This window comes from Roseomonas sp. AR75 (assembly GCF_005222815.1).
In the GTDB taxonomy this organism is placed as follows: Bacteria; Pseudomonadota; Alphaproteobacteria; order Acetobacterales; family Acetobacteraceae; genus Falsiroseomonas.
On the sequence record NZ_STGB01000004.1, the window covers coordinates 13,956 to 40,280 of the forward strand.

General features: G+C 70.9%; 25 protein-coding genes. 18 read left to right on the forward strand and 7 right to left on the reverse strand.

Translation table 11 applies throughout. The features are described from left to right. Positions 1 to 52 precede the first annotated feature (52 nt). From E4T13_RS13970 to E4T13_RS13980, 3 genes are read right to left on the reverse strand one after another with little or no spacing between them, the layout of a single operon-like run. Entirely contained in the window at positions 53 to 859 is an 807-nt protein-coding gene (locus E4T13_RS13970; protein WP_137178933.1) for an IclR family transcriptional regulator, read from the reverse strand. Continuing rightward, positions 856 to 2,070, reverse strand: coding sequence for a CaiB/BaiF CoA-transferase family protein (locus E4T13_RS13975; protein WP_137178934.1), 1,215 nt, complete (start codon positions 2,068 to 2,070; stop codon positions 856 to 858). Before E4T13_RS13975 ends, E4T13_RS13970 begins: the two co-directional genes overlap by 4 nt. Next, complete coding sequence (locus tag E4T13_RS13980) at positions 2,067 to 3,026, reverse strand: MaoC family dehydratase N-terminal domain-containing protein (protein WP_240791132.1); 960 nt, start codon at positions 3,024 to 3,026, stop codon at positions 2,067 to 2,069. The genes E4T13_RS13975 and E4T13_RS13980 overlap by 4 nt, the downstream gene beginning before the upstream one ends. 81 nt (positions 3,027 to 3,107) lie before the next feature. Here E4T13_RS13980 and E4T13_RS13985 point away from each other — a divergent pair, with 81 nt between their 5' ends. Beyond that, on the forward strand, positions 3,108 to 4,115 hold the full coding sequence (locus E4T13_RS13985) for a tripartite tricarboxylate transporter substrate binding protein (RefSeq protein ID WP_137178935.1): 1,008 nt from the start codon (positions 3,108 to 3,110) through the stop codon (positions 4,113 to 4,115). A 3-nt stretch (positions 4,116 to 4,118) separates the two neighbouring features. Here the strand turns inward: E4T13_RS13985 and maiA are convergent, their stop codons facing one another. Beyond that, the gene (gene maiA, locus E4T13_RS13990) at positions 4,119 to 4,799 is read right to left on the reverse strand and encodes a maleylacetoacetate isomerase (protein ID WP_240791133.1); all 681 of its coding nucleotides are present in this window, start codon (positions 4,797 to 4,799) and stop codon (positions 4,119 to 4,121) included. A gap of 168 nt (positions 4,800 to 4,967) precedes the next feature. On the opposite strand from maiA, the gene E4T13_RS13995 reads away from it, so the two are divergent. Genes E4T13_RS13995 through E4T13_RS14020 form a run of 6 tightly spaced genes read left to right on the forward strand, consistent with a single transcriptional unit; the run spans position 4,968 to position 12,809 of the window. Beyond that, complete coding sequence (locus E4T13_RS13995; RefSeq protein ID WP_206030179.1) at positions 4,968 to 6,080, forward strand: ATP-NAD kinase family protein; 1,113 nt, start codon at positions 4,968 to 4,970, stop codon at positions 6,078 to 6,080. A gap of 20 nt (positions 6,081 to 6,100) precedes the next feature. Beyond that, entirely contained in the window at positions 6,101 to 7,492 is a 1,392-nt protein-coding gene (gene gcvPA, locus E4T13_RS14000; RefSeq protein ID WP_206030180.1) for an aminomethyl-transferring glycine dehydrogenase subunit GcvPA, read from the forward strand. After that, the gene (gene gcvPB / locus E4T13_RS14005; RefSeq protein WP_137178937.1) at positions 7,489 to 9,051 is read left to right on the forward strand and encodes an aminomethyl-transferring glycine dehydrogenase subunit GcvPB; all 1,563 of its coding nucleotides are present in this window, start codon (positions 7,489 to 7,491) and stop codon (positions 9,049 to 9,051) included. Before gcvPA ends, gcvPB begins: the two co-directional genes overlap by 4 nt. Continuing rightward, positions 9,048 to 9,932 carry a polysaccharide deacetylase gene (locus E4T13_RS14010; RefSeq protein WP_240791134.1) on the forward strand — a complete coding sequence of 295 codons (885 nt, stop codon included), beginning with the start codon at positions 9,048 to 9,050 and terminating at the stop codon, positions 9,930 to 9,932. The genes gcvPB and E4T13_RS14010 overlap by 4 nt, the downstream gene beginning before the upstream one ends. After that, positions 9,925 to 11,646 carry an FAD-dependent oxidoreductase gene (locus E4T13_RS14015; protein WP_170984992.1) on the forward strand — a complete coding sequence of 574 codons (1,722 nt, stop codon included), beginning with the start codon at positions 9,925 to 9,927 and terminating at the stop codon, positions 11,644 to 11,646. Before E4T13_RS14010 ends, E4T13_RS14015 begins: the two co-directional genes overlap by 8 nt. Beyond that, the gene (locus tag E4T13_RS14020; RefSeq protein WP_170984993.1) at positions 11,643 to 12,809 is read left to right on the forward strand and encodes an FAD-binding oxidoreductase; all 1,167 of its coding nucleotides are present in this window, start codon (positions 11,643 to 11,645) and stop codon (positions 12,807 to 12,809) included. Before E4T13_RS14015 ends, E4T13_RS14020 begins: the two co-directional genes overlap by 4 nt. Before the next feature lie 140 nt (positions 12,810 to 12,949). Here the strand turns inward: E4T13_RS14020 and E4T13_RS14025 are convergent, their stop codons facing one another. Beyond that, positions 12,950 to 13,786, reverse strand: coding sequence for an IclR family transcriptional regulator C-terminal domain-containing protein (locus tag E4T13_RS14025; RefSeq protein ID WP_137178941.1), 837 nt, complete (start codon positions 13,784 to 13,786; stop codon positions 12,950 to 12,952). Positions 13,787 to 13,970: 184 nt separating this feature from the next. Here E4T13_RS14025 and E4T13_RS14030 point away from each other — a divergent pair, with 184 nt between their 5' ends. From E4T13_RS14030 to E4T13_RS14060, 7 genes are read left to right on the forward strand one after another with little or no spacing between them, the layout of a single operon-like run. Further along, positions 13,971 to 15,299, forward strand: a complete 1,329-nt coding sequence (locus E4T13_RS14030; RefSeq protein ID WP_137178942.1) for an ABC transporter substrate-binding protein — start codon at positions 13,971 to 13,973, stop codon at positions 15,297 to 15,299. A gap of 57 nt (positions 15,300 to 15,356) precedes the next feature. After that, positions 15,357 to 16,286 carry a carbohydrate ABC transporter permease gene (locus E4T13_RS14035; protein WP_170984994.1) on the forward strand — a complete coding sequence of 310 codons (930 nt, stop codon included), beginning with the start codon at positions 15,357 to 15,359 and terminating at the stop codon, positions 16,284 to 16,286. Beyond that, positions 16,283 to 17,113 carry a carbohydrate ABC transporter permease gene (locus E4T13_RS14040; protein WP_137178944.1) on the forward strand — a complete coding sequence of 277 codons (831 nt, stop codon included), beginning with the start codon at positions 16,283 to 16,285 and terminating at the stop codon, positions 17,111 to 17,113. Before E4T13_RS14035 ends, E4T13_RS14040 begins: the two co-directional genes overlap by 4 nt. Next, positions 17,110 to 18,213, forward strand: coding sequence for an ABC transporter ATP-binding protein (locus E4T13_RS30785; protein ID WP_137178945.1), 1,104 nt, complete (start codon positions 17,110 to 17,112; stop codon positions 18,211 to 18,213). Before E4T13_RS14040 ends, E4T13_RS30785 begins: the two co-directional genes overlap by 4 nt. 10 nt (positions 18,214 to 18,223) lie before the next feature. Further along, complete coding sequence (locus E4T13_RS14050; RefSeq protein WP_170984995.1) at positions 18,224 to 19,129, forward strand: dihydrodipicolinate synthase family protein; 906 nt, start codon at positions 18,224 to 18,226, stop codon at positions 19,127 to 19,129. Between the two features lies 1 nt (position 19,130). Further along, positions 19,131 to 19,913 carry an SDR family oxidoreductase gene (locus E4T13_RS14055; RefSeq protein ID WP_137178947.1) on the forward strand — a complete coding sequence of 261 codons (783 nt, stop codon included), beginning with the start codon at positions 19,131 to 19,133 and terminating at the stop codon, positions 19,911 to 19,913. Then, the gene (locus E4T13_RS14060; RefSeq protein WP_240791135.1) at positions 19,913 to 20,635 is read left to right on the forward strand and encodes an SDR family oxidoreductase; all 723 of its coding nucleotides are present in this window, start codon (positions 19,913 to 19,915) and stop codon (positions 20,633 to 20,635) included. The genes E4T13_RS14055 and E4T13_RS14060 overlap by 1 nt, the downstream gene beginning before the upstream one ends. An 11-nt stretch (positions 20,636 to 20,646) precedes the next feature. On the opposite strand, the gene E4T13_RS14065 is transcribed toward E4T13_RS14060, so the two are convergent. Beyond that, positions 20,647 to 21,804 (reverse strand): FAD-binding oxidoreductase, encoded by a 1,158-nt coding sequence (locus E4T13_RS14065; protein ID WP_170984996.1) that lies wholly within the window; start codon positions 21,802 to 21,804, stop codon positions 20,647 to 20,649. A gap of 28 nt (positions 21,805 to 21,832) precedes the next feature. Here E4T13_RS14065 and E4T13_RS14070 point away from each other — a divergent pair, with 28 nt between their 5' ends. Together E4T13_RS14070 and E4T13_RS14075 are read left to right on the forward strand one after the other, a co-directional pair. Continuing rightward, the gene (locus tag E4T13_RS14070; RefSeq protein ID WP_170984997.1) at positions 21,833 to 22,681 is read left to right on the forward strand and encodes a sugar phosphate isomerase/epimerase; all 849 of its coding nucleotides are present in this window, start codon (positions 21,833 to 21,835) and stop codon (positions 22,679 to 22,681) included. Between the two features lie 12 nt (positions 22,682 to 22,693). Further along, on the forward strand, positions 22,694 to 23,638 hold the full coding sequence (locus tag E4T13_RS14075; RefSeq protein ID WP_137178950.1) for a dihydrodipicolinate synthase family protein: 945 nt from the start codon (positions 22,694 to 22,696) through the stop codon (positions 23,636 to 23,638). Positions 23,639 to 23,647: 9 nt separating this feature from the next. Here the strand turns inward: E4T13_RS14075 and E4T13_RS14080 are convergent, their stop codons facing one another. Further along, positions 23,648 to 24,400, reverse strand: a complete 753-nt coding sequence (locus E4T13_RS14080; protein WP_170984998.1) for an SDR family NAD(P)-dependent oxidoreductase — start codon at positions 24,398 to 24,400, stop codon at positions 23,648 to 23,650. Positions 24,401 to 24,526: 126 nt separating this feature from the next. Between E4T13_RS14080 and E4T13_RS14085 the strand changes: the two genes are divergently transcribed. Together E4T13_RS14085 and E4T13_RS14090 are read left to right on the forward strand one after the other, a co-directional pair. Continuing rightward, the gene (locus E4T13_RS14085) at positions 24,527 to 25,048 is read left to right on the forward strand and encodes a TRAP transporter small permease (RefSeq protein ID WP_240791207.1); all 522 of its coding nucleotides are present in this window, start codon (positions 24,527 to 24,529) and stop codon (positions 25,046 to 25,048) included. A gap of 3 nt (positions 25,049 to 25,051) precedes the next feature. Then, positions 25,052 to 26,323 carry a TRAP transporter large permease gene (locus E4T13_RS14090; protein WP_137178953.1) on the forward strand — a complete coding sequence of 424 codons (1,272 nt, stop codon included), beginning with the start codon at positions 25,052 to 25,054 and terminating at the stop codon, positions 26,321 to 26,323. Positions 26,324 to 26,325: the final 2 nt, after the last annotated feature.

Below are 26,325 nucleotides of genomic sequence, written 5' to 3' on the forward strand. Positions count from 1 at the left end.
CGCAGGCTCGATCATGCACGGCCTGCGCGTCAATGGCACGCCACGTCGCGGCTCATTGCTGCTGCCGCGCCAGCGCCTCGCAGGTGGCACGCAGGGCGGCGATCATCTCGGCGCGGGCGCGCCGCACGGCCTCCTGCCGGCCGCCGAGCCCGACCGCGAGCGGCGGGTGCCCGCGCAAGGCGGGGAGCGGCATGGCGATCACGCTGGCGCCGGGCACCACGCGGCCGCAGCTCTCGACCCAGCCGCGGGCGCGGCCTTCCGCGAGTTCGTCCAGGAGGGCCGGGATGGAGACGCGCAGCGACGGGTCGCGCTCCTCGGCATTCGCGCGGCGCGCCAGGCGCGCCACGTCGGCATCCGGCAGGCCGAGCAGCAGCGCCAGGCCGACCGCCGCGCGGCAGAGCGGCTTCAGCAGGCCCGCGCGCTGTTCCTGCGGCACCATGCCGCGCGGCGAGCGGAGCGTGAGGATGTACTGCACATGCGCCTGCTGCCGCATCCCCAGCAGCACGGCGAAGCCGCTGCGCCGCCGCAGCTCCTCCAGCAGGCGCAGCAGGTGCGTGTCGCCGAACAGCGCCTCCTGCTGCCAGGCGCCGAGCAGCAGCACGCGCAGCGTCGGCCGGTAGCTGCGTGCCGCCGCGTCGAATTCGAGATAGCCGAGCCGCGTGAGCCCGCCGAGCAGGACGGAGGTGCTGGATTGCGGATAGCCGAGCGCGCGGGCCACCTCCATCACCGTCGCGGGGCGGTGGGTGACGGCGAAGAACTCCAGGACTTCCAGCGTGCGCTTCGCCGACTTGATCCGCCGCTCCGCCGCCTCCGCCACCGGCACTGCTGCCCCCTCCCGCGGCGCCGCCTCCGTCGTCACGCCGGCGGCAAGGATGCCTCGCGCGCCGCGCCGGCGTCGAGCAGCGCGGCAATCGCGGCGTCGTCGTAGCCGGCCTCGTGCAGCACCTCGCGCGTCTGGGCGCCAAGGCGCGGGGCGGGCAGCGCATCCGCGCGCTCGCCGCCGCCGAAGCGGTTCGGGTTGGCGGTACGATGCAGGCGGCCTTCCGTCGGGTGGTCCTCCGGCACGATGAAGCCGACATCGCGCAGGTGCGGGTCCTGCGCCAGGTCGTCGATGCGGTTATAGGCCGCCACCGGCACGTCGGCGGCTTCCAGGATCGCCAGCCATTCCATGGTGCCGCGCTGCGCCAGGCCTTGCGCGCGCACCTCGAAATAGGCGGCGGCATTCGCCGTGCGGGCCTGCGCACTGCTGAAGCGCGGATCGTCGCGCAGTTCCGGCCGGCCGATCGCGTCGAAGAAGGCGAAGGCCTGCGCATCGGTGTTGGGCGAGACGGTGATCCAACCGTCCTTCGTGGGCAATGGCCGGTAGAAGGGGCTGAGCTGGCGCAGGTCGCCGCTCGGCCCCGCCGGCGGGTCGAAGCTGGCGGCGCCGAGATGTTCCGTCATGACGAAGCTCGCCATGTTCTCGAACATCGGCACCTCGATCGCCTCGCCACGGCCGGTGCGTTCGCGGCGATAGAGCGCGAAGCCGATGCATTGCGCGGCGATCAGGCCGGTGGTGTGGTCGGTCATCACCATCGGCACGAAGCGCGGTTCGCCCGTCGCGCGCTCGAAGGTGCCGGCGATGCCCGAGAGGCTCTGGATGATCGGGTCGTAGGCCGGCCGGTTCGCGTAGCGGCCGCCGGTGCCGAAGGCGAGGATGGCGCAATGGATCAGCCGCGGGTTGCGCGCCGCCAGGCTCGCCGCGTCGAGCCCCAGCCGTGCCAGCGCGGCGGGGCGGATGTTGCTGACGAAGATGTCGGCGCCGTCGAGCAGGCGGTGCATCGCGGCCATCGCCGCGGGCTGCTTCAGGTCCAGGCAGATGGAGCGCTTGTTGCGGTTGAACTGGATGAACTTGCCGGGCATGCCGGGGCTGCGCGCGCCGACCGCGAGGTTGCGCAGCAGGTCGCCTTCCGGCGGTTCCACCTTGATCACGTCGGCGCCCTGGTCGGCGAGGACCCGCGTGCAGATCGGCCCGACCACGACGGAGCTGAGATCCACCACCCGCACGCCGTCCAGCGGTCCGCCCGTCATGCCGCGAACTCCAGCGTCATCGCGGCGGCCTGCGCGCCATGCGTGTCGATCACCCAGGCCTGCATGCGGCCCTCCGCCATGGCGCTGCCGCAGAACCGCGCGGTGTCGCCGACGAAGAGCGGGCGCATCAGCCGCGTCTCGTAGCCGACCAGCCGCCCGCGCGCGTGGCGCAGCGCGGCGTCGAGCAGCAGGTGCATGGTGAGCCCGCCATTCATCACCGCCGCCGGGTAGCCCTCCTCCCCGCGCGCATAGTCGGCGTCGTAGTGGATGCGGTGGGCGTTCCAGGTGATGGCGCCGTAGCGGAACACCTGCGTCGGATCGAGCGGCCGCGCCTCCTGCCAGGCGTGTTCGGCCGGCGGTGCGGTGGGCGCGGTGGCGACGGTGGCCGCACCGGGTGCGACGGCGGCGCGGTAGATCGCATCGAACTCCTCCACCGCCAGCACCGCGCCGCGCGCGGCGATGCTGCTGCGCATGGTCAGGACGCAGATCGGTCCGGTGCGGGCCGCCTTCGGCTGGATGGCGGCGACCTCCGTGCGCTTCGTCGCCGCGTCGCCCACGCGCAGCGCGCCATGCAGCCGCACGCGCCGTCCCGCGCCCATGCGGCGCGGCAGCGGGATCGGCGGCAGGAACTCGCCCTTGCGTGGATGGCCATCCGGGCCGAGCGCCGACTGTTGCGCGATGTCCGCGAAGAACAGGTTGAACCAGTGCGGGGGCAGGGCGCTGCCCACGACGAAGTCCCACGGATCGAGGTCGAAGGTCGCGGCGATGCGGCGCACGGCGCCGAGCGCGATCGCCTCCTCCGCCACGCGCGCGCGGCCGATCCAGCCTTGCAGCGCGGGCATCGCCGCATCGAGCGCGGCGGCGGCATCCTCCAACACGCGGTCCTCCCCTGGCATCGCGCCCAGCCTAGCGCGGCGCCGCGGCCGGCAGCCCATCACCCCGGTGATATTCGGCATCGCGCGCGATCCCGGCGGTGACGCGCATGCGCGGGCTGTGATCTGGTCGGCGCGATCAGAACGCGCAGGGAGGAAGTCCGCATGCAGGAGAGCACGAACCGCAGGTCGCGGCTGCCATTGGCCGTCGGGCGGCGGGCCATGCTGGGCGGCGCGCTGTCCGTGCTTGCGGCACCGTCGCTGCGGGCGCAGGGGGAATGGCCGGGCGACCGCGTGACCATCATCGTCTCGCTGCCGGCGGGCGCGACGACGGACATCACGACGCGCATCTATGCCGACCAGCTCGCGCGCGTCTGGGGCCAGCCCGTGGTGGTGGACAATCGCGGCGGGGCGAATGGCGTGCTGGCGGCGCAGGCCGTGGCGCGTGCAAGGCCGGACGGGCTGACGCTGCTCGGCACCTCCGCGATGACGCATGCGGCGAATCCGTGGCTCGTCGCGCGCCTGCCCTACGACCCCATCGCCGATTTCGACGCGGTGGCGATGTTCAGCGCCTCGCCCTTCGTGGTGATCGCCAACAAGGCGCTCGGCACGCCGACGCTCGCGGCGTTGACGGAGCGGCTGAAGGCGGAGCCCGGGCGGCACAATTTCGGCACCGGCACCGTGCCGGGCCGGATGGTCGCGGCGCTCTACCAGCAGCTTGCCGGCGTGGACGCCGTTTCCATCGCCTATCGCGGCAACCAGGCGGGCTTTCCCGACCTGCTTCAGGGCCGCATCTCCTTCATGGCGCTGGATGCGCAGGCAGGGAAGGTCCTGATCGACCGGGGCGACGTGCTGGCGCTGGCGGTGACGGACGACCAGCGGCATCACGGCCTGCCGCAGGTGCCGACCGGCGCGGAGGCGGGCCTGCCGGGCTTCCGCTTCACCACCTGGTCCGGGATCTACGCGCCGAAGGGCACGCCGCGCGAGATCGTCACGCGCATCCATGCCGACATGGTCCGCATCTACGAGATGCCGGAGGTGCGCGCGCGCATCATGGCCAATGGCGGCGCCCGCCAGCCGCCGGCCGGGCCGGACGCGTTCCAGGCGACCACCGCCGCGACCAAGGCGGCGTGGGGCGAGATCATCCGCCAGGCCGGGCTGAAGCTGGACTGAGCCTCACGCGCCGCGCACCGCATCGGGGTGCGCGGCGCGGAAGGCCGGCAGCGCCGCGCAGGCGGCCTCGGCGCGCAGCAGCCTTGGATAGGGATCGAGCGGCGCGCCCCACAGCCTTGCATTGAACAGCTGCGGCACCAGGCAGATCTCGGCGATGCCCGGGTCGTCGCCGACCAGGAAGGGGCCGCGCGGATCGGCCAGCGCCTCGAGTGCCGCGAGCCCCTCGCCGAGCCAGTGATGCTGCCAGGCGGCGTGGCCCGCCGGCTCGGCGCCGAAGCGGTCGGTCAGTTCCGCCACCACCGTCTGCTTGCACAGCGGATGCATGTCGCAGGCGACGATGTTGGCCATCGCCAGCGCGCGGGCGCGCGGCAGATCGGCCTCGGGGATCAGGCGCGGCTGCGGGAAGCGGCGATCCAGCCAGTCGATGATGACGAGGCTCTGCATCAGCGCCATCCCGTCCACCTCCAGCGTCGGCACGCGCCCCTGCGGGTTCACCGCGCGATAGGCGGCCGCGTGCTGCATGCGCTGCCGGAGATCGACCGCCATGCGGCGATAGGCGACGCCCTTCAGGGCCAGCGCGATGCGGACGCGCCACGCCGCGGAGGAGGTGGGATGGTCGTGCAGCGCGATGTCCATCGAGGGCATGCTGGAATGGTGCGGCAGCGCCGGCAAGGCGACAGCCATGCGCCGGCCTTGGCCGGAACCGGCAGCGTCGGCTCCGACTTTCCAGGGTGGTGCGGAGGCGCGGCTTTCGCCTAGAATGGGCGCAGGGCGATCCGAAGTTCGGATGGCGCACAATCGATGTCGGGACGGATGCGGCGGGAGGCTCGGCGGCAGAGGCTCGGGGTAGTGGTGAACCCGATCGCGGGGCTTGGCGGGCGCGTCGGCCTCAAGGGCACCGACGGGCCGGAAGCGCTCGCCCGGGCGCGCGCCCTGGGCGCGGTGCCGACCGCCGTGCCGCGCTGCGCGCTCGCCCTGCAATCCCTGCTGCCGCTCGCCGACCGCATTGAGGTGCTGGCGCCGCCCGGGCCGATGGGGGCTGACGCCGCGACCGATGCCGGCCTTCGGCCACGCCTTCTCGCGGGGCTGCCGCCGCTTCTCGGCGATGGCACCGACACAAGCCGCGCCGCCGCCAGGATGCTGGAGGAAGAGGTGGACCTGCTGCTCTTCGCCGGCGGGGACGGCACGGCGCGCGACGTCGTCGGCGTGATCGGCACGCGCATCCCGGTCCTTGGCGTGCCGACAGGGGTGAAGATGCACTCCGCCGTCTTCGGCACCAGCCCGCGCGCCGCCGGGCAGATCGCCGCAAGGCTGCTGGGCGGCGACGCCGCGGTGCGGCTGCGCGAGGCGGAGGTGATGGACCTCGACGAGGCGGCGCTGCGGGAGGGCCGCGTCAGCGCCAGCCTGTTCGGCGTGGCGCATGTCCCGCATGTCCGTGGCCTGGTGCAGGCCAGCAAGGCCGGCGCGCGGCCGGATGACGAGGCGGCGCTGGATGCGCTGGCGCGCGTGATCCTGCGGGAGTGGCCTGCCGACCGGCTGATGATCCTGGGCTGCGGCACCACGACGCGGCGCATCAAGCGCGCCATGGGGTTCGACGGCACGCTGCTCGGCGTGGACGTCGCGCTGGGCGGGCGGCTGATCGCGGCGGATGTGAACGAGGCGCAGCTTCTGCGCCTGCTGGACCGCGCCGGGCCGGGCGGCGCGGGCATCCTTGCTTCCGTCACGGGCGGCCAGGGGTTCCTGTTCGGCCGTGGCAACCAGCAGATCAGCGCCGCGGTGATCCGCCGCGTCGGGCGGGGCAACATCCAGGTGGTCACGGGCGCGGCGAAGCTCGCCACCCTCGATCCCGCCGTGCTGCATGTGGACACCGGCGAAGCCGATGTGGACGCGATGCTGGCCGGCTACATGCAGGTACACACCGCGCCGGGGCAGCGCATGGTCATGCGCGTCGCGGCGCCCCACTGAACAGCGAACGGGAGAGGCGTATGGGACATCCCTGGATGGCGAATGCGACGCCGGAGGCGAAGGCGGCGATGCTGCGCGCCATCGGCGCGCCCGATATCGAATCGCTCTTTGCGCAGATCCCCGCGGAGCATCGCTTCCGCAGCAAGCTCGACCTGCCGCCGGCGCTGTCCAGCGAGGTCGCGCTGAAGCGGCACATGCTGTCCCTGCTGAAGAAGAACCGGGATTGCGAGCAGACCCTGTCCTTCCTCGGTTCCGGCATCTGGCAGCATCATGTGCCGGCGATCGTGGACGAGGTGGTGGGGCGCACGGAATTCCTCACCAGCGTCTGGGGCACGCCGATGTCGGACCATGGCCGCAACCAGGCCTGGTTCGAGTTCTGCTCGATGCTGGGCGAGCTGGTCGGCATGGAGTTCGTCGGCCTGCCCGTCTATTCCTGGGGCTGCGCCCTCGGCAATGCGGTGCGCATGGCCGCGCGGCTGAACGGGCGGCGCGAGGTGCTGGTGCCGGCCGGCGTGGACCCTGAGCGCCTCGATGTGCTGCGCCAGTATTGCGAGCCGGAAGGCAGCCAGGGCCACATCGCCGTGGTGCCGGTGGCCTGGGAGGCGGCGAGCGGCTTCCTCGACCTCGATGACCTGAAGGCGAAGCTCAGCGAGAAGACCGCCGCGGTCTACATCGAGAATCCCGGCAGCTTCGGCGTGATCGAGGCGCGCAGCGCGGAGATCGGCAAGCTGGCGCGGGCGAAGGGCGCCGAGTTCATCGTGGGCGTCGATCCGATCTCGCTCGGCGTGCTGGCGCCGCCGGGTGAGTATGGGGCGGACATCGTCGTGGGCACGATCCAGACGCTGGGCGCGCATATGCTGGCAGGCGGCGGCGCGGGCGGCTTCATCGCCAGCCGCGACGAGGAACGCTATGCGCGCGAATACCCGACGCTCAACATCTCCATCGCGCCGACGGAGAAGCCCGGCGAGCACGGCTTCGCGCTGTCGCTCGCGCACCAGTCCAGCTACGGCATGCGGGAGGAAGGCAAGGACTGGACCGGCAACTCGGTCTACCTGACCACGATCGGCTGCGCCGCCTATATGGCGCTGCTCGGCCCGAAGGGTTTTGCCGAGATCGGCGAGGTGATCGTGCAGCGGAGCCACCATGCGGCGAAGTCGCTGGCGGCGATCGAAGGGCTGCGCATCGGCTTCCCCTGCGGCTTCTTCAAGGAGTTCGTTGTCAACTTCGATGGCACCGGGAAGACCGTGGCGGCGGTGAACGCGGCGCTGCTGACGAAAGAAATATTCGGCGGGCGTGACCTGTCGGCGGACTTCCCCGCGCTCGGCCAGAGCGCGCTCTACGCCGTGACGGAAGTGCACACCGCGGAGGACATCGCCCGGCTTGCCGGCGCGCTGAAGGAGATCGTGGCATGAGCGACGTGACGCCCCGCGAATACCACCAGGCCCGCTGGAACGAGCCTGTGGTGATGGAACTCGGCGCGCCGGGACGCCGCGGCATCACCTTCGCCGCGCCGGACAGTGCATCCGCGGTCGGCGCGGCGGCCGACCTGCTGCCGCAGGCCATGCGCCGCAGGACGGCGCCGGTGCTACCGGAGATGACGGAGCACGACACGCTGCGCCACTACGTGCGCCTGTCGCAGCAGGTGCTGGGCATGGTCGGCATCAGCCTGTTCGGCACCTGCACCATGAAGTACAACCCCCGCCTCAGCGAGGCGCTGTCGCTGCGGCCGCAAATGGCGGAGATCCACCCGCTGCAGGACCCCTCCACGCTGCAGGGCCTGCTCGAGATCGTCTGGAACTTCGAGCAGATCCTGAAGGCGCTGTCCGGCATGGACCGCTTCACCTTCCAGGCGGCGGGCGGCGCCGACGCGGCCTATACCCATGTCTGCGTCACGCGCGGCTGGCTGGAGGCGACGGGGCAGCTTGGCCAGCGCGACGAGATCGTCACCTCGATCCAGGCGCATCCCTGCAATCCCGCCACCGCCGCGGCCGGCGGTTTCAAGGTGATCACCCTGCCGCTGGAAGAGGGCGGCTATCCCTCCGTCGAGGCGCTGAAGGCGGCGATCGGGCCGCGCACCGCGGCGCTGATGATCAACAACCCCGACGACATGGGCATCTACAACCCGCACATGAAGGAATGGGTGCGGCTGGTGAAGGAGGCGGGCGCGCTCGCCTTCTACGACCACGCCAACTTCAACGGCGTGATGGGCAAGATCCGCGCGCGCGACCTCGGCTTCGACGCCTGCATGTTCATGCTGCACAAGACCTTCGGCGGTCCGAAGGGCGGCGGCGGTCCCGCCACCGGCGCCTATGGCTGCACGGAGGAGCTGGCGCGCTTCCTGCCGAAGCCGATGGTGCAGAAGACCGCGTCCGGCTTCACGCTCGACGTGCCGGCGAACAGCGTCGGCAAGGTGCGGGAGTTCATGGGCAATTTGCACATCGTCATGCGCGCCTATGCCTGGGCGCGGGGCATGGGCGCGGAGGGCATCCACGAGGCCTCCGACATCTCCGTCCTGGCGAACAACTACATGGAGAAGGGCCTGCTCGCGATCCGCGGCGTGTCGAAGTCGCATCCCGACATCGGCGGGCCGCGCATGGAGATGACGCGCTACTCCCTCGGCACGCTGAAGGAGGAAACGGGCATCGGCGTCGGCGAGGTCGCGAACCGCATGACCGATTACGGCGTGGACGCGCCCTGGCTGGCGCATGAGCCCTGGCTGTTCCCGGAACCCTTCACGCCGGAAGCCGGCGAGCTGTGGTCGAAGGAGGACATCGACACCTGGGTCGCCGTGGTGCGCAAGGTCTGCGAGGAAGCCTATGCGAACCCCGAGCTGGTGAAGTCGGCGCCGCACAACGCCGCCATCGCCAAGGTGGACGGCGCGGGCTGCGAGGACCCGGCGCGCTGGGCGACCACATGGCGGGCCTATCTGCGCAAGCATCGCGGCGGCGCGGCGCAGCAGGCGGCGGAGTGAGCCAGCCCTCCTGGACCTGGCCCGAGGAGACATGGCGCGGCCTCGTCGGCCGCGTGCGCGCGGGGCGGCGGCTGCGGCCGCCATCCTGGCCCGGGGGCGCGCGCTGCGCCGTCGCGCTTTCCTTCGATTGCGACCACGAGACCTTCGAGATGGGCGCGGGCGGGGAGGCGATCGGGCGCCTCGCCTGGGGCGAGTTCGGCCGCCGCGTCGGCGTGCCGCGCATCCTCACGCTGCTGGAGCGGCACGGCGTGCCCGCCAGCTTCTTCTGCCCCGCCGTCGCCGCGCTGATCGAGCCTGACGAGGCGCGGCGCATCGCCGCTTCCGGCCATGAGATCGGCATCCATGGCTGGATCCACGAGAACACCTCGCTGCTGGACGAAGCCACGGAGCGCGAGTTGATGCTGCGCGCGCGCGACACGCTGGCGACGCTTTCCGGCCGCGATCCGGTCGGGCATCGCGCGGCGAACTGGGACACCAGCCGCAACACCGTCGCGCTCGTGAAGGAACTCGGCCTGCTCTACGACAGCAGCCTGATGGCCGACGAGGAGCCCTACGAACTTCTGCTGGATGGTGCGCCGACCGGTGTGGTGGAGATTCCGGTGGAGTGGCTGCGCGACGACGCCGTGTATTTCCTGTTCAACCGCAACCCCGCCACGCGCCCCTACGCGACGCCGGAGGACGTGCTGCGCATCTTCCTCCGCGAATTCGATGCGGCATGGGAGGAGGGCAGCGTCTTCCAGCTCGTCCTGCATCCCTTCGTGATCGGCTACCGCAGCCGGATCTGGATCCTCGACGAGATCATCCGCCACGCCGTCGCGAAGGGACGCGTCTGGTTCGCCACCCATGCCGATGTCGCCCGCCATGCCCTCGCCCATGCCTGAGCCGGCCCTCACCTGGCACGATGCCGATGGCGCGCCGCGCGGCATTCCCTTCCATCCCGGCCAGAGCGTCGCCGCCGCGCTGACCGCCGCCGGCGTGCGCGACCTGCGCGCGACGCGGCGTGGGCTGGATGGCGAAGGGCGCGGCCTGCATTGCGGCATGGGCGTCTGCCAGGACTGCCTGGTGGAGGTGGATGGCACGCCCAACCTGCGGGCCTGCGTGACCAAGGCGCTGCCGGGCATGCAGGTGCGCCACCAGGATTTTCCGGGCGTCGCCCGCCTGCCCCTTGGCCCGGTGCCGGTTCCCGATGATGCGCCGCTGCCCGCGCAGGAGGTCGTCGACCTGCTGATCCTCGGCGGCGGCGCGGGCGGGCTCTCCGCCGCCATCGCGGCGCGCCGTTGCGGCCTGGACGTGCTGGTGGTGGAGGAGCGCACCGCGCTCGGCGGGCAGTACTACAAGCAGCCCGCGCCCGGCCTCGGCGCCGCGGCGCTGGATGCGCAGCAGGCGGAGGGCGCAGCGCTGGCCGCGACGGCGGAAGCCTCCGGCGCGCGCATCCTGCGCGGCGCGGAGCTGTGGGGCGCCTTCGACCTAGACCGGATCGCGCTGTTCGATGGCGCGCGCACACGGCTGCTCGCGCCGCGCGCGATGATCGTCGCCGCCGGTTCCTATGAACGCCCGCATGTCGTGCCGGGATGGACGCTGCCGGGCGTGATGACGACCGGCGCGGGGCAGACGCTGTGGCGCAGCCATCGCGTGCTGCCGGGAAGGCGCGTGCTGGTGGCGGGAAACGGCCCGCTGAACATTCAGGTCGCCTGCGAGCTGGCGGAGGCGGGCGCGGCGGTGGTGGCGGTGGCGGAGGCCGCGGCTCATCCCGCGACCCGGCCGCGCGCCGCCCTCGCCATGGCGGCGGCTGACCCCTCCCTCGCCATCAAGGGCGGACGATACGTGGCGGCGCTGCGCCGGCGCGGCGTGCCGCTCCTGCATGGCACGGTGCTGACGGCCATCGCGCGCGCACCCGATGGCGCGCTGCGCGCAACCTTGCGCGGCCCGCGCGGCGAGACGACGCAGGAGGCCGATGCGGTCCTGCTCGGCTACGGCTTCCTGCCGAGCCACGAGACGCTGCGGGCGTTGGGAGCGGAATGCCGCTTCGATGCGGATCGCGGCCAGTTCGTGCCGCTGCGCGATGCGGCGTTGATGACGACGGTGCCGGGCCTCTACGCCGTGGGCGATTGCGCCGGCCTGGGCGGCGCGCCGGCCGCGCGGGAGGAAGGCATCCTCGCCGCCCTCGCCGTGGCGCGCCAGCTCGGCCGCGCGGTCGCGCCGGATGTGGCGGCGGAGGAATCGGCGGCGCGCGGGAGGTTGGCGCGGCACCGGCGCTTCCAGGCCGCGCTCTGGGATCTCTTCGCCGCGCCGCGCGCCGGCCTGTCGCTGGCCACGCCGGACACGGTGGTGTGCCGCTGCGAGGAAGTGACGCGGGGCGAGATCGAGGCGGCGCTGGCCGATGGCGCGCCCGCGCTCGGCGAGCTGAAGCGGCGCACGCGCTGCGGCATGGGGCGCTGCCAGGGCCGCTATTGTGCGCAGCTCCTTGCGGAGCATCTGGCCGCGACGCAGGGCAGGCCGCTCGACAACCTCGCGCTCTTCGCGCCGCGCGCGCCGGTGAAGCCGATCGCGATCGCCGACATCGTGGCGCTCGGAACGCCGGAACGCTTGCCGTGACCCTGCCGCGCGAGGTGGACGTCGCCGTGATCGGCGGCGGCATCGTCGGCCTGTGCACCGCGCTGGAGCTGGCGCGCGCCGGCACCGAGGTGCTGGTGCTGGACGATGCGGCGCGGCTTGGCGGCACCACCGCGAACGCCGGCAGCCTGCATGTGCAGATGCAGAGCCGCTTCATCCGCCTGTATCCGGACCAGGTGCCCGGGCTGGAAGCCTCGCTGCCGCTCTATGTCGCTGCCGCGCGCCGCTGGGCGGAGCTGGAACAGGAGCTGGGAACCGGTTTCGAGCGGAAGGCCTCGGGCGGCCTGATGGTCGCGGAGACGCCCGAATCCTACGAGTTCCTCGCGCGCAAATGCGAACGGGAGAAGCGGCTCGGCCTGCAGGTGGAGATGCTCGGCCGCGCGGAGCTCGCGCGCATCGCGCCCTATCTCGGCGAGGCGGTGATCGGCGCCGAGTTCTGCGCCGAGGAGGGTAAGCTCAACCCGCTGCTGGCCAACCAGGCGGTGCGCCGCGCGCTGCAGGCGCTGGGCGGCGCCCTGCTGCCGGAGACGCGCATCGAGCGCCTGGAAGCCGATCCGCGCGGCGGATGGACGCTGCACGCCGGCACGGGGCCGCTGCGCGCTGGCCGTGTCGTGCTGGCGGCGGGCGCGGGGACCGGCGCGCTGCTCGCGCCGCTCGGCCTCGTCGTGCCGACCGTGGCGGAGCCGCTGCACATGAACGTCACGGAGGCGACGGCGCCGCTGATCGGCCATCTGGTGCAGCATGCCGAACGGATGATCACGCTGAAGCAGCTCTCGGCCGGGCAATGCGTGATCGGCGGCGGCTGGCCGGCGCGGCTGCACGGCCCGCAGCAGCATCCGACGGTGGAGGCATCCAGCCTGATCGGCAATCTCCGCCTGGCGAGCCACATCGTGCCGCGGCTGGCGCGGCTCAGGCTGATCCGCGCCTGGGCCGGTGTGAACACAACGGTGGACGGACGCTGCGTGCTGGGCGCGGTGCCGGGCCATGCCGGGCTGTTCACGGCGGTGCCGGGCGATGCCGGCTACACGCTCGGCCCGCTCGTCGGGCGGCTGGCGGCGGGCGCGGTGCTCGGCCGCCGCGACCTCGATTTCGACATCGCGCCCTTCTCGCCGGTGCGCTTCGCGGGCGCGGCGGCGCTGGCCTGACACCGGGCGCATGAAGGTTTCACCTTCATGCCCTCAATCGCCGGCGCTGCGCCTGGCTCGCCGCACTTGCGGCGGGCCGCATTCGCGGCCTCGGCCGGCGGCGCCGGCCGCAGGTCTGACCTTCGTGCGCCGGGTATGATCTATTCGAGCGCGGCCTGGATCACCGCGGACGCTTCGAGCAGTTCCCCAAGGAACTGCGTGCGCAGTTCCTCCAGCGAGACGCGGGAAGTCGGTCCGCAGACATTCAGCGCACCGACCGTCACGCCGCTGCGCCCGCGCAGCGGCACGGAGAGCGAGCGCAGGCCCAGTTCCAGCTCCTCGTCCACGATGGCCCAGCCCTGGGCGCGCGCCTGGTCTATCGCGGCCAGCAGCGCCGCCTTGTCGGTGATGGTGTTCGGCGTGCGCGGCTCGGGGCGGGAGGCAGCGATCAGGCGCTCCGCCGCGGCCGGCGTCAGCCCCGCGAGCAGGACGCGGCCGACCGAGCTGCAATAGGCCGGGGTGCGGCTGCCGACGCGCAGGTCCACATTGATCAGGTGCCGCGCGCTCGGGATGTGCAGCACGTAGAGCACCTCCACCCCGTCGAGCACGGCGCCGTAGCAGGATTCGCCCAGCCGCTCCGACAGCCCGGCCAGCACCGGACGCGCAACATCCCACACCGAGGACGAGGCCATCACCGCATGGCCCAGTTCCAGCAGCCGCGGCGTCAGCGCGAAGCGCTTGCCGTCGGTCTCCGCGTAGCCGGCATGCACCAGCGTCAGCAGGAAGCGCCGCGCGCTCGCCCGCGTCAGGCCGGTATGCTCGGCCACCTCGCTCAGCGTCATCCGTGGCCGGTCGCGCCGGAAGGCCTTCAGCACCTCGAACAGGCGCAGCGCGGAATGGACCAGTTCGCGATCCGCGCCGGCACGCGGCGCGCCGTCCTCGAAGGACAGGGTCTCGACATCCAGCGTATCCCGCAGCGCCGAATCCTCCGTGACCATCGCCGGCTTCCCATCGATTCCGGCTTCACCCTGCCGCGCGTTCGCTTTGCGAACAAGAGGGGCGGAAGTGTGCGGCGTGCGGATGCCCCCTTGCTGGCGGGCCGGCAATCCTGTTCACTCTGCGTAAGCCTGTTCGCAGAGCAGCAAAGTCCCGCGCAGGCGCACCGTCAGGGGAGATTCAGGTATGTCCAACGGGAGCATGAGCAGCCTCGGCCGGCGCGCCCTTCTCGGCGGGTCGCTGGCGGTCGGCGTCGGCGCGCCGCTGGTGGCGCGCGCGCAAGGCCAGCAGACGCTGCGCTGGTGGTCGCCGCAGACCGCGCCGGCGCAGCGCGAGGCCTACAACTTCCAGATCCGCACCTTCGAACAGGCCAATCCGGGCGTGCGCGTGGTGTTCGAGGCGACGAGCGACGAGGGCTACCCCGCGCAGATGGCCGCCGCCTTCGCCTCGCAGCAGGTGCCGAGCGTCGTGACGCACCTGCCTTCCTTCGCGCTGGCGACCTACTGGCAGAACGGCCTGCTGGAGCCGATGAACGACGTGATCCAGGCGGTGGGGCCGCAGAACTACTACGAGGGCGCGAACCGCATCTACGAGATCACGCCCGGCCAATACGCCGGCACCGGCATCGGCAACTCGGCCGCCAACATGCTGTGGCTGCGCACCGACCTGATGCAGCAGGCCGGCATCTCCGCCCCGCCGCGCACCTGGGACCAGCTGCGCGACGCCTGCCGCCGCATGCAGGGCCGCGGCGTGTTCGGCGCGCCGCTGCCCTATGGCCGCAACTCCATGACGAGCCTGATCTTCATCTGCTTCGTGCATGGGGCGGGCGGGCAGATCTTCACGCCGGACCTGCAGGTGGCGGTGGACAGCGACGCCTTCCGCAACGCGCTGGAATTCTACAAGTCCATGCGCGAGCTCTGCCCGCCGGGCGCCACTGGCTATTCCTGGGGCGAGAGCCTGACGGCCTTTGTTTCCGGCGCGACGGCGACGGGCATCTACACCGGCCGCGTGCTGGCGAATGTGAACGCGCAGAACCCGCGCATCGCCGACCACATCACCTGCCTGCGCTACCCGACGGTGTCGGCGGATGTGCCGTTCTGGACCTTCAACGACTTCCCCAGCGTGATGATCCCGAAGGTGGCGCCGAACATGGCGCTGGCGAAGCGCTTCGCGGCGCATCTGTTCCAGGCGGACGGCTACATCCGCCAGCTGCATGCGGCGCCCGGCCATGTGCTGCCGGTGCTCAAGACGATCTCGGCCATGCCCGCCTATCAGGACAACCCGATCATCAACAAGTATCGCGCGCAGGTGGACCTGATGGCCGAAAGCGCCGCGGCCGGGCACAACCTGGGCTGGGAGAGCACGCGCCACCGGCCGAACACGCGCGCCGGCGCCATCATCGCGAGCCACGCGCTGTCGGAAGCGGTGCAGCGCTATGTCATCAACAACGAGCCGATGGCCCAGGTGGTCTCCACCACCGCGCAGCGGCTCGAGCAGTTGATGCGCGCGTCCTGATCACGACGGGACGGCGGGAGGATGGCGTCGCGCGGCGGTCCCGCCGCCGGTGAAGGCATGGCTGCGTCGGGCGTGACCGCGGCGGATCGCGCCGCGGCCAACCCGCTCGACCGCGGCTATGCGTTGCTGGGGATGCTGCTGATCGCGCCGACCGTGCTGATCTTCTGCGCCGTCATCGTCTATCCCCTGGTGTCGGCGATCTATCTCAGCCTGTTCTCGATCTTCACGCCGACGCTGTCCGGCAGCTTCGTCGGCCTGCGCAACTATGCGGAGCTGGCGGAATCACCGGAGTTCTGGCGATCGCTGCTGAACACGCTGGTCTGGACGGTGCTGACGCTGACGCTGCAGGTGGTGCTGGGGATCGCGGCTGCGCTGATGCTCAACCAGGCGATGGTGTTCCGCAGCCTGGCGCGCAGCCTGATCCTGTTTCCCTATTTCGTCTCCACCGTGGTCGCGGTGCTGGTGTGGCGGTGGCTGTTCAACGATCTCTACGGGATCCTGAACCATACGATGATGTGGGCGGGCCTGCTGGACATGCCGCTCGACTGGCTCGGCTCCATGCCGAACGCGATGGCCAGCGTGGTTCTGGTGGGTGCGTGGAAGTATTTCCCGTTCGTGGTGATCGCGGTGCTGGCGCGGCTGCAGACGATCCCGGAGCAGCTTTATGAAGCGGCGACCATCGACGGCGCCGGCGCCTGGGGCCGCTTCACGGATGTGACGCTGCCGCAGCTGCGCGACGTGCTGGTGGTGGTGGTGCTGCTGCGCGCGATCTGGGACTTCAAGGAGTTCGACCTGATCTACCTGCTGACCGGCGGCGGCCCGATCATCGGCACCCAGACCCTGCCGCTGATGGTCTACAAGGAAGCCTTCGGCCTGAACGAGATGGGCCGCGCCTCCGCCGTCGCGGTGGCGATGATGCTGGTGATGCTGGTCTTCATGCTGCTCTACTTTCGCGTGCTGCGGGCGCGTGGGGAGGAACCGCGATGAAGAGGGCTATCGGCCGGATCGCCTTCAACCTGTTCGCCTGGACCGTTGTGCTGATCACCGCCTTCCCGCTCATCTGGATGGTGATCACCTCGGTCAAGCCGCAGTTCGAGCTGTTCCGCATCCCGCCCACCTTCTGGCCGGAACAGATCACCTTCGAGCACTACGCCCGCCTGCTGTGGGACACACCCTTCCTGCTGTACATGCGCAACTCCCTGCTGCTGTCGAGCGCGACGACGCTGCTGGTTGTGACCGTGGCGACGCTGGGCGCGCACAGCCTGGTGCGCTTCCGCTACCGCGGGCGGGAGAGGCTGGCGCAGCTGGTGCTGTTCACCTACCTGCTGCCCTCCGTCGTGCTGATCCTGCCGCTGTATCTGATGATGGTCTGGATCGGCGTGGCGAATTCCCTGCTGAGCCTGGTGATCGCCTACACCACCTTCGCGCTGCCCTATGCGCTGTGGCTGCTGCGCAGCTTCATGCAGGGCATCCCGGACGACCTGGAGAATGCAGCGCTGGTGGATGGCGCAACGCGCATGGGCGCCTTCTTCGACGTGATCCTGCCGCAGGCGCTGCCGGGCATCATCAGCACCTCCCTGTTCACCTTCATCCTGTCCTGGAACGAGTATCTCTACGCGCTGGTATTGGTGAACACGGACGAGGCGCGGCCGCTGACCACGGGCGTGATGAACATGCTGATCAGCGCCTTCAACATCGAATGGTCGCTGCTGATGGCGGCCTCCGTCATGATGAGCATCCCCTTGATCATCATCTTCGCCTTCCTGCAGAAATTCCTGACGCGCGGCTTCGGTGCGGGGGGCGTCAAGGGATGAGCGCGAGCGATGCCCGCCGGGCCGAGGGCGAAGTCCGCTTCGAGAAGGTGCGCAAGGTCTTCGGCACGAACGTGGTGGTGCGCGAGCTCGACCTCGCCATACGCGGCGGCGAGTTCCTCAGCCTGCTCGGGCCATCCGGCTGCGGCAAGACCACCAGCCTGCGCATGCTCGCCGGCCTGGAGTTCGCCACCTCGGGCAACATCTCCATCGGCGGTCGCGTGGTGAATGAGGTCGCGCCGGGCGCGCGCGACGTGGCGATGGTGTTCCAGTCCTACGCGCTCTACCCCCACATGACGGTCGCGGAGAACATCGCCTATCCGCTGAAGAAGCGCGGCGTGCCGCGGGCGGAGCGCGAGGAGCGCGTGAAGCGCGCCGCCGAATCGCTGCACCTGACGGAGCTGCTGCCGCGCAAGCCGCGCCAGCTTTCCGGCGGCCAGCAGCAGCGCGTGGCGCTGGGGCGCGCGCTGGTGCGCGATCCCCGCGTGTTCCTGCTGGACGAGCCGCTTTCCAACCTGGACGCCAAGCTGCGCGCCCATATGCGCGCCGAGTTGATCGAGCTGCACCAGCGCGTGCGCCGCACCTTCGTCTATGTCACGCATGACCAGCTCGAGGCGATGACGATGTCCGACCGGATCGCGGTGATGCACGAAGGCGTGCTGCAGCAGGTCGGCACGCCGGCCGAGGTGTACAACCGGCCGGCCAACCTGTTTGTCGCCGGCTTCATCGGCGCGCCGAGCATGAACCTGCTGCGCGGCCGTGCGGAAGCGGGCGGCTTCATCCATCCCGCGATCCGGCTGGGCCTGGCCGGCGCGCATGCCGGCGAGCTGGTGCTCGGCCTGCGGCCGGAAGACATCGTGGTGGGGGAAGGGCCGTTCGAGGCGCGCATCCGCCTGGTGGAACCGCATGGCCATGAGCAGATCGCGCAGCTCGACATCGCCGGCGGCGACGTGCTGACCATCCGCGCCGACGCCGCCCTGCCGCTCACCGCGGGGCAGGTGTTGCACTGGGGCGTGCGCGCGCCGCGGCTGCATGTATTCGATGCGGCGACGGGGCTGCGGCTGGACGCCGCCTGCACCGCGCCGCCGGCCCTCGCGGCCTAGGAGGACGGGGATGGATCGCAACAGCGTGGACTGGTCGGGCCCGATGCCCGCGGTGACGACGCCCTTCGATGCGCAGGGCCGCGTGGATTCCGCCGGCTTCCGCGCCAACATCGCGCGCCTGATCGAGGAAGGCGCCACCGGCGTGGTCGCCTGCGGCTGCACCGGCGAGTTCTGGTCGCTGGCGATGGAAGAGCGCAAGGCGCTCTATCGCGATGCCGTCGCCGCGGGGAAGGGGCGCGGCACGGTGATCGTCGGAACGGGCTGCGTCGGCGCCGCCGACACCGTCGCGTTGGCCCATGCGGCGAAGGAAGCGGGCGCCGACGGAATCCTGGTGCTGCCCCCCTATTTCGTGAAGCTGACGGACGACGAGATCTTCGCGCATTTCCAGGCGGTCTCGGATGCGTCGCCGCTTCCGATCGTCGCCTACAACATTCCCGGCAACGCGGTGAACGCGATCTCCCCGGCGCTGGCCGTCCGGCTCGCCGCGCTCGACAAGGTGGTGGCGATCAAGGAGAGCAGCGGGGACTGGAACAATTTCTACGCGACGCTGCTGGCGGTGAAGGACTCCCTGCGTGTCTTCTGCGGGCCGTCGAGCGTGTTCGGCGTGCCGGCCATCCATGCCGGCGCCGACGGCACGGTGGACTGCTTCCCCAATGTCTGGCGCGGCACGACCGAACTCTGGTACGCCGCGCGCGACCCGTCGCGTCAGGCGGAAGCCGAACGACTGCAGGCGACCAGCCGGCGGCTGACCGACCTGTTCGTCACCGGCGGCCGCACGCTGTATCCCGCGACCAAGGCGGCGATGGACCATCTCGGCTACCCCGGCGGCGGCGTGCCGCGCCCCCCGCTCCAGCCGCTGAAGGGCGAACCGCTCGAAGGCCTGAAGCGCGGGCTCCAGGAACTCGGAATCACCTGACATGGATCTCGGCATCCGCGGCCGCCACGCGATCGTCTGCGCCGCAAGCCAGGGCCTCGGCCGCGCCTGCGCGGAGAGCCTGGCGCGGGAGGGTTGCGACCTTACCATCATGGCGCGCACGCCCGGCCCGCTGGAGGAAGCGGCCGAGGCGATCCGCCGCGCGCATGGCGTGCGCGTCACCGCCGTTGCCGGCGACGTGAACAGCGATGCGGGGCATGATGCGCTGCTTGCGGCGTGCCCTGCGCCCGACATCCTCGTCACCAGCCCCGGCACGCGCCAGGTTCCCGGCGATTTCCGGACATGGGACCGCGCGGAGTGGACGCGCTGGTGGAACGAGCATTTCTACACGGCGGTGGAACTGATCCGCCGTACCGCGCCGGGCATGTGCGAGCGGAAGTTCGGGCGCATCGTCAACATCAGCGTGTCGTTCATCAAGTTCCCGCAGGTGGGCTTCGCGCACAGCCATTCGGCGCGCGCGGGCCTGTCGGCGGCGATCGCGTCGATGGCGCGCGAGCTGATCCCGCACAACGTCACGGTGAACAGCGTCTGCCCGGGCCTGTTCGACACGGAAGCGCTGCGCGTGAACCTGCATGGCCATGCGAAGCGCGGCAACACGACCTACGAGGCGATCGTGCAGGACCGGCTGAAGACCTGCCCCGCGGGACGCTTCGCCGACCCGTCGGAATGCGGCGACCTCGTCGCCTATCTGTGCAGCGCGCAGGCGGGCTTCATGACCGCGCAGAACATCGTCAACGACGGCGGCGTGTACCAGGGCCTGTTCTGATGGATGCGCTGCTGCCCGCCGCCGGCCGTGTCGTCGCCATCTCCGGCGCCGGGCGCGGCCTCGGCGCGGCCATCGCGCGGCGCCTGCATGCGGAGGGTTATGCGCTGGCCTGCGGCGTGCGCGATCCGGCACGCAAGCTCGCGCTGCCCGAAGGCGCGCGCGTCACCTGGCATCGCTACGACGCGACGCAGCCGGACAGCGCGGCGCATTGGATCGAGGAGGCCGTCGCGGCGCATGGTCGGCTCGACGCGCTGGTGAACAATGCCGGCATCCTGCAGCGCTTCACGCTGGAGGAAGGCGACGAGTCGGCGCTGGATGCGATGTGGGCCGTCAACGTGAAGGGCCCGTTGCGCGCGATCCGCGCGGCCATGCCGCATCTGCGCGCGGCGGGCCATGGCCGGCTGGTGAACATCGCCTCCACCGACGGCAAGCGCATCCGCGATCCCTCCGCGCCGCTGGGCTACGCGATGACGAAGCATGCGCTGATGGCGCTGACCCATGCGGCGCGCTTCGCGGGCCATGCCGATGGCGTGCGCGCCACGGCGCTCTGCCCCGGCGCCATCGACACCGAGCTGATTGCGCATCTGCCCGGCGCCACGCCCGCCGCGGGCCGCATGCAGCCCGACACCATCGCGGAGATCGTCAGCCTGCTGCTGCGCCTGCCGGACCAGGCGCATGTCGCGGAGCTGATCGTCAACACGCGGCTGGAATCGACGCTGTGAACGGCCTGCGCTCAGGCCAGCGCGCCGGGTGCGAAGCCCGCGATCTCGGGATCGTCCAGGCGGCGACGGCCGAGCGCGCATTCCGCCACCAAACGCGCGACATGCGGCCCCGCTGTGAATCCCATCCAGGGAAAGAAGCAGAGGAAGACGCCCTCCGCGCCCGGCAGCGCACCGAGGATCGGGCGCCAGTCCTGCGTGCCATTGACGATGGCGGCCCAGCTTCTCACCACGCGCAGCCGCGCCACCGCCGGCACCGCGGCGATGGCCAGCCGCAGGTTGGGCAGCAGCGAGTCCGCATCCACCACCGGCAGGCCGGTCAGCGGATGCAGCCGTGCCGGCCAGCCGCCGCCGATGATGACGCTGCCCTGCGCGGTCTGCTTCAGGGAGAGCCGGTCCGCGGCGGAATAGACCAGGTGCGGCACCAGCGGCGCGACGCGCTCCGTCACCGTCACCTGGATCGGATGCGCCTCCACCGGCAGGTCGAGGCCGAGCCAGCCCGCGACCACGCCCGCCGCCGCGCCGGCGCAATTCACCACGCGGCGCGCACGCACCGGGCCGGCTTCCGTCCGGACCAGCCATGCGTCGCCGTCCCGCGCGATGCCGGTCGCGGCGGTGCGGCGCAGGATGCGCGCGCCGTGGCGCTCCGCGGCGCGGGCGAAGGCGAAGGTGGCCATCAGCGGGTTCGCCTTGCCCTCGATCGGGCAGAAGGTGCCGCCGATGGAATCCGGCGAGAGATAGGGCGCGATGCCCAGCAGTTCCGCGCGATCCAGCAGCCGCACTTCCAGCCCCTCGGCCCGTTCGATGGCCGATTTCCGACGCAGCATCGCGAGTTCGCCGGGCCGGCGCGCCACCATCAGCCCGCCCTTCGCGCTGACCTCCAGTTCCGGCGCGTCGAGCTCCGCGGGCAGTTCCATCCAGCGTGCGATGCCGGCCATCATCAGGCGCAGCGTGGGGGCGAAGCGTCGCGCCCAGCCCTCGCCCTGATTCAGGAAGGGCTCGACGGGGATCTGCGCGTGGAAGCTGCCGGAATTGTTGCCGGAAGCGGCGGCGTTCAGCTCGCCCTGCTCCAGCAGCAGCACATCGGCGCCGCCGTCGCGCGCCAGGTGGTAGGCCACTGCGCATCCCGCCAGCCCGCCGCCGATGACGACGAAATCCGCGTGCCCGCGCACGCCGTCCCTCGCAGAGGAGTCACCCGCCATGGCTGAGCTTCGCGTCGCCGCCTCGACCTTCCCGTTCCTGTATTCGCATTCCGGCCTCGGTGCCCTCAAGCACCTTGCCGCGCAGGGCTACCGGAATTTCGAGCTGATGATCTTCCCGCCGCATCTCTGGCCCTCCTCCATGTCGCCGGCGGAGAAGAGCGAGCTGAAATCCTGGCTGGACGGCAACGGCTTCCGCATCACCAGCTTCTGCTATCCGCTGCTCGACAACAACCCGAACAGCACCTGCCCGATCATGCGGCGCTACACGCTGGACCGCTACAAGGAGGCGATCGACCTTGCCGATGCGCTGGATTGCCCCTTCGTCTGCGCCATCCCCGGCCCAGTGAACTCGCTGATCAACCCGCCGGTGCCCTGGATGCGCGACTGGTTCGTGCAGGGCATGAAGGAACTGGTCGCGCATGCGAAGGGATCGCGGACGGAGATCATCCTGGAGAACGTGCCCTTCACCTTCCTGCCAACGGCCAAGGACATGCTGGACGTCGCCAACGACATCGATGCCTCGGTCGGCATCAACTTCGATGTCTGCAACAGCGCCTACATCAAGGAAGATCCGGCGGCCGCGATCCGCATGCTCGGCAAGCGGGTGAAGAACGTGCACATCAGCGACAGCGGCTACGAGGTGTTCAAGCATGATCGCCTCGGCACCGGCATGGTGCAGCCCGGTCCGGCGGCGGCGGCGCTGCAGGAGGTAGGCTATGATGGCCTGACGGTGCTGGAGATCATCACCGATGCCTGCCAGCCCGGCACCGATCCCGATGGCGACCTGGCCGCCAGCCACGACATCCTGGCCGCGAACGGCTGGGAGAAGCGGCCTGCGAAGAAGTAAGGAGAGAGCGTCATGGCCCAGCAGTTCCGCGGCTGCCACACCGTCACCGTCACGCCCTTCACCGGGGATGGCAGCGCGCTCGACATCCCCGCGCTGAAGCGCTTCCTGGACTGGCAGCACGCCTCCGGCGTGCCCGGCGTGATCATCCTCGGCACCACCGGCGAGTTCCTCACCGTCTCCGACGCGGAGCGCGAGCAGTATGTGGCGGAGACCGTCGCGCATTGCCGCGGGAAGATGACGGTCATGGTCGGCGCCACCAACGCCCATACGCCCACCGCCGTGCGCTACGCGAAGATGGCGGAGCGCCTCGGCGCCGACGGGCTGATGATCGCGCCGCCCTACTACTACACCGTCACCGAGGACGAGATCTTCGCCTATTACGCCGCGATCTCGGAGGCGGTGGCCATTCCCATCATGCTCTACAACAACCCCTTCACGACGCATGTGGACATCAAGCCGCATCTGGTCGCGAAGCTGACGAAGCACCTGCCGAACATCCGCTACATCAAGGAAGCCAGCATGGATGTCGGCCGCGTCTTCGACATCGTCGAGGCGACGGAGGGCGTGATGAACGTCTTCGCGGGCGAGCGCGTGGTGGAGAGCTTCAAGCTCGGCGCCGTCGGCTACGTGGACCCCTATGGCAACTACGCGCCGCGCGCCTCCACCGCGCTGTTCCCGCTGCTGGAAGCCGGGCGCGTGCGGGAAGCCACCGCGATCCAGCATGTGCTCGACGAGATGACCAACATCATCAAGGAAGGCCACCCGCTCTATGGCCACCAGTGCTACTCGAAGGCGCTGGCCGCGGCGGCGGGCTATCCGGTGGGGGATGTCCGCCCGCCCATCACCACCTTCGCCTCGCTGGGCGAGGAAGGCCGCGCCAAGGTGAAGGTGCTGCACGCGCTGATGCAGAAGCTCGACCGCATGATGGACGAGTTCACCGCCAGCAAGGCGGCATAACGCGGGGTATCACTCCAGCCCGCCATCCACGCGCAGCAATCGGCCCGTGACGGCGGAGGCGAGGTCGCTGGCCAGGAACAGCGCGGCCTTGGCGACCTCCTCCTCCGTCGCCGCGCGGCCGAGCGGCGTCTCCGCGTCATGGGCCGCGAGCGCAGCCTCGGGCGCCGGACCCAGCCCGCTCGCGGCGCGCGCGGCGACGCGGCCGCGCAGCGCCTCGGTCGCCACGGGCCCGGGGCCGAGGGCGTTCACGCGGATGCCGCGCGGCCCGAGTTCCTGCGCGGCGACGCGCACGATGCCCAGCACGGCGTGCTTGGTGGCGTTGTAGAGCGCCTGCCGCGCCGCGCCGCGCTCCGACATGATGGAGCCCATCGCCACCACCGCGCCGCCCGCCGGCATCAGCGGCACCGCGTGCTTGAGGCAGAGCGCGACGCCGCGGACATTCACGGCGAAGACGCGGTCCCACTCCGCCATGTCCAGCGCCGTCAGTTCGCGCCAGGGCGGCACCAGGCCGGCATTGGCCACCAGCACGTCCAGCCTGCCATGCCGCGCCGCGATGCCGGCGAAGGCCGCGGCGACCTGCGCTTCCTGCGTCACGTCGCAGGCGATGTCGCCACCGGCGATGTCGAGCGTGACGACACTGGCGCCCTCCTGCCGGAAGCGGCGGGCGATGGCGGCGCCGAGGCCCTGCGCGCCGCCGGTGACCGCGGCGATCCGCCCCGCCAGAAGCCCGCCCCCGGCATCCGCCCCGGTCGCGTCCTGCATGACCCCTCCTCGGCCTCGCAGGGCCGCCACGTTCGCATCGCGAACTTCCAGCCCCGTTGCGCACAGCATCGCAGCATGCCTAGTCTCACCACAAGGGTTGCAGGGGGACGAGGCGGCTTGCGGGCGGTGCTGTGGCTGGTGGACCGGCTGAACCTGCTGCTGACCTACGCCATCGGGCTGCTGCTCGCGGTGATGACCATCGCTGTCTTCACGCAGGTGACGGTGCGCTTCGTGCTGACCGCGGCCGGCATCAACATCTCCGCCGCCTGGACCGAGGAGGTGGCGCGCTACGTGCTGATCTGGATCGTCTTCCTCGGCGCCGGCATCGGCTGCCGGAAGCGCCAGCTCATCTCGCTCGAATTCATCGTGCGCGCGCTGCCCGCTTTGCCGGGGCAGGGGCTGGTGCATGCCGGGCTGCTGCTCTGCCTCGGCTTCTTCGGGCTGCTGATCTCGGTCGGCCTCGCCTTCATGGAACTCGGCGCGGTCGAGACCAGCCCGGTGATGCAGATCCCGAAAGCCTGGGTCTATGCCGCGATGCCCGTGGGCGCCGCGCTGATGATCCTGAACACCGCCGCGCTGATGACGGAGGCGCTGCTGGACCGGCGCGACATCCGCAGCATCGGCGCGACCGCCGAGGGCGTGGAATAGGCGATGGGCGGCGCACTCCTGCTGCTGGCGGCGCTGTTCCTGGGCGGGCTGCCGATTGCGCTCGCGCTCGGCATCGCGCCGCTGCCGACCATGATCGGCCTGGGGATCCCGCTGATCGCGATCCCGCAGGTGGTGTTCGAGAGCCTCGACAGCTTCGCGCTGATGGCGCTGCCGCTCTATGTGCTGGCGGGGCGGCTGATGCAGGTGGGCGGCATCGCGCAGCGCCTGGTCGGCTTCGCCATCGCCGTGGTCGGCGTGCTGCCGGGCGGGCTGGCGGCGGCGGTGGTGCTGACCTCGATGCTGTTCGCCACGATCAGCGGCAGTTCCGCCGCGACGGCGGCGGCGATCGGCGGCGTGCTGATCCCGGAGATGGAACGCCAGCGCTACCCGCGGCCCTATTCGGCCGCCGTCGTCGCCTCCTCCGGGGAGCTCGGCGTCATCATCCCGCCCTCCGTGCCGATGGTGATCTATGCCGTGCTGACGGGCGTCTCGATCACCGACCTCTTCATCGCGGGCGTGCTGCCGGGCCTGATGATCGGCCTGTCGCTGATGCTGACGGCGAGCCTGATGGCGATGGTTGCCGGCCATGGCGAGCGGATGCGCATGAGCCTGCCGGACTATGCCGCCAACCTCCTCGCCGCCTTCCGCCGCGCCTTCCTGTCGCTGCTGATGCCGGTGATCATCCTCGGCGGCATCTATGGCGGGCTGTTCACCCCGACCGAGGCGGCCGTCGTCGCCGTGGTCTATGCGCTGATCCTCGGGATCTTCGTCTATGGCGAGATCCGCATCGCGGAGGTGCCGCGGATCTTCGCCGATGCCGCGCTGACCTCCTCCGTCGTCATGATCATCGTCGGCTTCGCGGCGATGTTCGGCTTCGCGCTGCAATTGCTGCAGGCGCCGCAGGCCATCGCCGCGCTGCTCTCCGGCGTCTCCTCGGACCCGCTGGTGTTCCTGCTGCTGGTCAACCTGTTCCTGCTGGTCGTCGGCATGTTCATGGAGACCTTCGCGGCCATCATCATCCTGGCGCCGATCCTGGCCCCGGTGGCGCAGGCCTTCGGCATCGACCCCGTGCAGTTCGGGCTGATCGTCATCGTCAACCTGGCGGTCGGCATGGTGACGCCGCCGGTCGGCGTGAACCTCTTCGTCGCCTGCGGCATCGCCAGGATCAGCATGGAGCAGCTGATGCGGCCGCTTTCCGTCTTCCTGGCGGTGCTGCTGCTGAACCTCATGATCATCACCTACGTGCCCGCGCTGAGCCTCACGCTGGTGCGCTAGAC